Genomic DNA, 4,579 nt, shown 5'->3' on the forward strand with positions numbered 1-4,579 from the left:
GCAGCGGTGCATCGGCCGATGCCCGTAGCAGGGCCCGCAATTGCTTGAGGAAGATGCCCGGCTCGCTCAGGCTGTAGCGAATGCCACGAAGCCCGAGCGCCGGGTTATGGCCATCGTCGGGCCCGGTCTCACGGCCAATCAGTCTTTTGTCGGCACCCAGGTCCAGGGTTCGGATGGTGACCGGCATGCCGTCGGCCTGAGCCAGTATTTCCAGGTAGCTGCGGTACTGCTCCTCCTCATCGGGAAAGTCCGGGCGATTCATGTAGAGGAACTCGGTGCGATACAGGCCGATGCCGTCGCCGCCGGTCTTTCGGAACAGGCGCAGGTCTTCGGGAAGCTCAATGTTGGCCAGAAGCTGAATGCGAGTGCCGTCCAGGGTGCAGGCAGGTTCGCCTCGCAAGCCTTTCAGCTCCCGGACGTGCTTGAACAATTCGCGACGCTTGTGCCGATAGTAGGCCACCTCGCGTTCGCCCGGGTTGGCAAATACGGCGCCCTTTAGACCGTCAATGATCAGGGATTCGCCGTCCCGCAAAAGCTGCCGTGCGCGGTGGAGGCCCATAACGGCAGGGATGCCGAGGCTTCGGGCTAGAATGCTGGTGTGGGAGAGGGGGCCGCCGGACTCGGTGATCAGTGCCCGAATGCCTCGACTCTGCATCAGGACCACGTCGGCGGGGGAGACGTCCTCGGCAACCAGGATGGGGTAAGCACCGGCCCGTGATTTTTCCTCGTCCCAGATATCGTCTCCCCGCATCAGCAGACGCTGGACCCGGCTGACCACGTGATCCACGTCATCCCTGCGGGTACGGAGGTAGGGGTCCTCCATCTGGTCAAAAACGGCCACCAGCTCGTCCCGCTGAGCCTGCAGGGCCCATTCCGCATTGCACTGCTCCTGCCGAATGATTCTTGCCACTGCCTCGGACAAGGCTTCGTCGTCGAGCATCAGCAGGTGGGTATCGATGAAGGCACCGATCTCGGCGGGTGCGTCGGTGGGAATCTGCTTGCGAACGTTCTGTAGTTGAGCCTTGGCTGATTCCCGTGCCTGATGAAAGCGCTCCACCTCGCTGCCGATTTCGGCGCGAGGCAGGTTGTACTCCAGAATCTCCATGGGTTCGCCATCGGCCACGTGGGCCTGGCCGATGACGATGCCCCTGGAAACGCCGATTCCGGTCAGCAATAGGCTCAAATCCCGTCCCCTCTATTCGCCTTCGTCGAAGCGGTTCTCAACAAGCTGCCGCAAGTGCTCGATGGCCGCTTCCGCATCCGTGCCACTGGCCTCGATATGAATGTCAGTGCCCTTGCTGGCGGCGAGCATCATCAGGCCCATGATGCTCTTGCCACTGACTTCCCGTTGATCCTTGCGTACCCGAATATCCGATTGAAAGCGCGACGCCTCGGTGACAAAGCGGGTGGCCGCCCGGGCATGCATGCCCAGCTTGTTGCAAATGGTTACATCGGCCTCGGCCTGATGGTTTGCCTGTTCGTTCATTTTCTGTTCAGTCCAGACTGATGTGGCGGGTCAGTACCTGGCCCCACTTCTCGCGAAAATGCGCCGCCAATTTATCCACCACGTAGACAGAGCGGTGCTGGCCACCGGTACAACCCACGGCGACGGTCACATAACTGCGCCTGCCCACCTCAAAGGGTGGCAGCCACTGGTCCAGAAAATCAATCAGATCTCCCACCATGCGAGTGGCCAGTTCCGACTTTTCCAGGTACTCGATCACTTCCTGGTCTCGTCCGGTGCGGGGGCGCAAGGCGGGTTCCCAGTGGGGATTGGGAAGGCAGCGCACATCGAAGACGAAATCCGCATCGCGGGGGACGCCGTGCTTGAATCCGAAGCTTTCGAACATCAGAGAGAGGTTGGTCTTGCCTTCCCGGCCCAGACGATCATGAACCAGTTCCCGCAGGCGATTGGCGGTCAGGCGAGAGGTGTCGATGACCAGATCGGCGCGCTCGGCAATCGCCGACAGGATACGGCGTTCCTCCCGGATGGCGTCGGGAAGGGTCCGCTGCTCTCCGGCCAGGGGGTGGCGCCGACGGGTTTCGCTGTAGCGGCGCAACAGCACATCCTCATCAGCATCAAGGAAGACCAGCTCACAATGGATGCCTTCCTGGGCGAAGGTCTCCAGCAGATCGGGCAGAGTCTCCACTTCCTCGGGACGGTTGCGAGCGTCAACGCCTACCGCCATCAGGCTGTAGGCCGGGTCGCCGGTGGCGACGGTCTCGCGGACAAAGTTGCGGAGCACCGCCACGGGCAGGTTATCGATGCAGTAATAGCCCATGTCTTCGAGCATGTGCAGAGCCACACTCTTGCCGGAACCCGACAGTCCGCTGACGATGGTGAGTTTCATTCCTCTCGCTCCGATGGCGGGCGGCCACCCAATATAACAGACCGAAAGGGGGCTCGGGGGAGGGGAAAGGGAGTCCTAGGCGGGGGATTGCTGGGCTTCGGTCTCGAATCCACGCAACAGCTTGCAGATATCCTCTGGGCCCTCGGCCTTGCGGAGCATGTCGCAGAAATCGGCGTGAGAAAACATATGGGCAAGAGCGGCGAGGGCATTGAGATGCTCCTCGGCGCATTGGGAGGGCACGATGAGTGCGAACAGCATATCCACTGGGGCACCATCCGCCGCATCGAAGTCCACCGCGTCCTGGAGACGAATGAAGGCGCCGATGCTCTCTTCAAGGCCTTCAATGCGGCCATGGGGGATGGCGATGCCGGAGCCGATGGCGGTACTCCCCAGTCGTTCCCGACCGAGCATGCTGGTAAACACCTGATTTCGGCTCAGGTCCTGGCTGGTGTCCGCCAGCAGCTCGCTGAGGATTTCCAGCGCACGCTTCTTGCCACCGGCCTCGGCGGCAATCCGGATGCGTTCCGGTGCTAATAGTTCGCTGATCTTCATGGTCTGACTGCCAGATTCGGTATTGCCGGGGGCTCGGTGAGCCGCGACCGACAGTGGATGATGAAACCAGCGCGGCTGGAAAAGCCGCACAGTCTAGACCTCCTCTGTCTGCGTCTCAAGCCTGTCACAGTGCTGCGCTCAAGTTTGGGCTTATCGGCCCGAAACCGAGGCCGGCGGCATTGCCGGCCTCGGTGCTGGTGGCTGTGAAACCGGGCCTAGCTCGGGCCCAATTCATCCGGATGGGGGGGCATGCGGTCTGCCTTGTCGACCTGCGCGGCGTGGTGGTCCTTGAGCTTTTCCTTGTGCTTTTTGACCTGCCTGTCCAGCTTGTCGACCAGCCGGTCAATGGCCGCGTACATATCCTCCTCCTTGGCGTCAGCGAACAGGGGCTTGCCCACCACGTCCACCTTGGCTTCCGCCTTATGCTTCAGGCGTTCCACAGTCAGGATGACGTGCATGCCGGTGATGTGGTCGAAATGGCGCTCAAGGCGCTCCATCTTGGTGCCCACGTATTCGCGCAGGGAGGGGGTGATGTCCACGTGATGGCCGGTCAGGTTCATTTGCATGGTCTGGACTCCTCTCGTGATGCGGCCGCGGGGAAGCGGGGAATGCTTGGCAGGCCCGCGTTCATTGCCAATCAGATTTCCCCGTCCCGTCGACCGTATCGTCACGGGCCGTTTGCTCGCGCGTCCTGCCCCGGTGGCCGGGAACAGGGATGTCACTGCCGCGCTACAGCGTCAGGTTCCAGTGGAACCCTGGCCGGAGGCGACAATCCGCATCCGGCCTAAGCGTTGACCCGCTTGCGTTCGTGAGAGGGCGGAATGCCCAGGGCTTCGCGGTATTTGGCCACGGTCCGGCGAGCAACCCGGAAGCCGTCATCCTTGAGCAACTGGGCCAGCCGGGAGTCGCTCAGGGGCTTGGCCGGATCTTCGGCGCCGACCATGCGGCGAATCCGGGCCCGGACCGCAGTGGCGGAAGTCTCACCGCCATCCTCACGGGAAAGCTGGGTCGAAAAGAAGTACTTGAACTCGAATACACCCCGGGGGGTGAGCATGTATTTGCGGGTCGTCACCCGTGAAATGGTGGATTCATGAAGATCCACCGCCTCGGCAATATCGGCCAGGACCAGGGGCTTCATGTATTCCTCGCCCTGTTCCATGAAGGCTTGCTGGTGTTCAATGATGGCCGTGGCGACCCGCAGAAGAGTGTCATTGCGCATCTCCAGGCTGCGCACCAGCCAGCGGGCCTCCTGGAGTTGTCCGCGCATGGCCTGGGAGTCGGCGCCACCCTGGCGTTTCGCCACCAGGTCGGCGTAGAGACGATTCACCCGGATGCCGGGGGTCACCTCCTGGTTCAGTTCCACCGTCCAGCGGCCCTCCCGCTTTCGAACCACCACATCGGGGGCGATGTATTCGGTGCTTTCCGGCTGAATGCGGTGACCCGGGTGAGGGTTGAGCGTGCGAATGAGCTGAACCGCCTCCTGCACACTGTCGGGATCCGAATTCAGGCGGCTGGCCAGGCGATCGAGAGGCTGCCGGCCCACGCCGTCGAGTTGCTCCCGCACCAGCTGTTCCGCCAGTTTGGTCTCGGCCCCTTCCCGGGCCAGTGCCTGCAGTTGCAGCAGCAGGCACTCGCGAAGGTCACGGGCGGCGACGCCGGCCGGGTCGAAACACTGA

General features: G+C 62.4%; 6 protein-coding genes. All 6 read right to left on the minus strand.

Features of this window, described 5'->3' with window-relative positions; translation table 11 throughout:
* On the minus strand, window positions 1–1,183 hold a 1,183-nt coding region (locus tag ACJWXQ_RS12945; RefSeq protein WP_406672967.1), incomplete at its 3' end, for a phosphoenolpyruvate--protein phosphotransferase.
* Window positions 1,184–1,195: 12 nt separating this feature from the next.
* Window positions 1,196–1,486 carry an HPr family phosphocarrier protein gene (locus tag ACJWXQ_RS12950; protein ID WP_346050509.1) on the minus strand — a complete coding sequence of 97 codons (291 nt, stop codon included), beginning with the start codon at window positions 1,484–1,486 and terminating at the stop codon, window positions 1,196–1,198.
* Window positions 1,487–1,493: 7 nt separating this feature from the next.
* Window positions 1,494–2,351 (minus strand): RNase adapter RapZ, encoded by an 858-nt coding sequence (rapZ, locus tag ACJWXQ_RS12955; protein WP_346050508.1) that lies wholly within the window; start codon window positions 2,349–2,351, stop codon window positions 1,494–1,496.
* A gap of 75 nt (window positions 2,352–2,426) precedes the next feature.
* Window positions 2,427–2,903, minus strand: a complete 477-nt coding sequence (gene ptsN, locus ACJWXQ_RS12960) for a PTS IIA-like nitrogen regulatory protein PtsN (protein ID WP_346050507.1) — start codon at window positions 2,901–2,903, stop codon at window positions 2,427–2,429.
* A 215-nt stretch (window positions 2,904–3,118) separates the two neighbouring features.
* Entirely contained in the window at window positions 3,119–3,469 is a 351-nt protein-coding gene (gene hpf, locus ACJWXQ_RS12965; protein WP_346050506.1) for a ribosome hibernation-promoting factor, HPF/YfiA family, read from the minus strand.
* Window positions 3,470–3,687: 218 nt separating this feature from the next.
* Window positions 3,688–4,579 (minus strand): RNA polymerase factor sigma-54 (rpoN, locus tag ACJWXQ_RS12970; RefSeq protein WP_406672968.1); only part of this gene is annotated, 892 nt, incomplete at its 5' end.

Source organism: Natronospira sp., from assembly GCF_007134575.1.
GTDB lineage: Bacteria > Pseudomonadota > Gammaproteobacteria > Natronospirales > Natronospiraceae > Natronospira > Natronospira elongata.

Coding starts and splice junctions, on each gene's coding strand:
- rapZ (WP_346050508.1), bottom strand. CDS start 2,351: ATGAAACTCACCATCGTCAGCGGACTGTCGGGTTCCGGCAAGAGTGTG.
- hpf (WP_346050506.1), bottom strand. CDS start 3,469: ATGCAAATGAACCTGACCGGCCATCACGTGGACATCACCCCCTCCCTG.
- ptsN (WP_346050507.1), bottom strand. CDS start 2,903: ATGAAGATCAGCGAACTATTAGCACCGGAACGCATCCGGATTGCCGCC.
- ACJWXQ_RS12950 (WP_346050509.1), bottom strand. CDS start 1,486: ATGAACGAACAGGCAAACCATCAGGCCGAGGCCGATGTAACCATTTGC.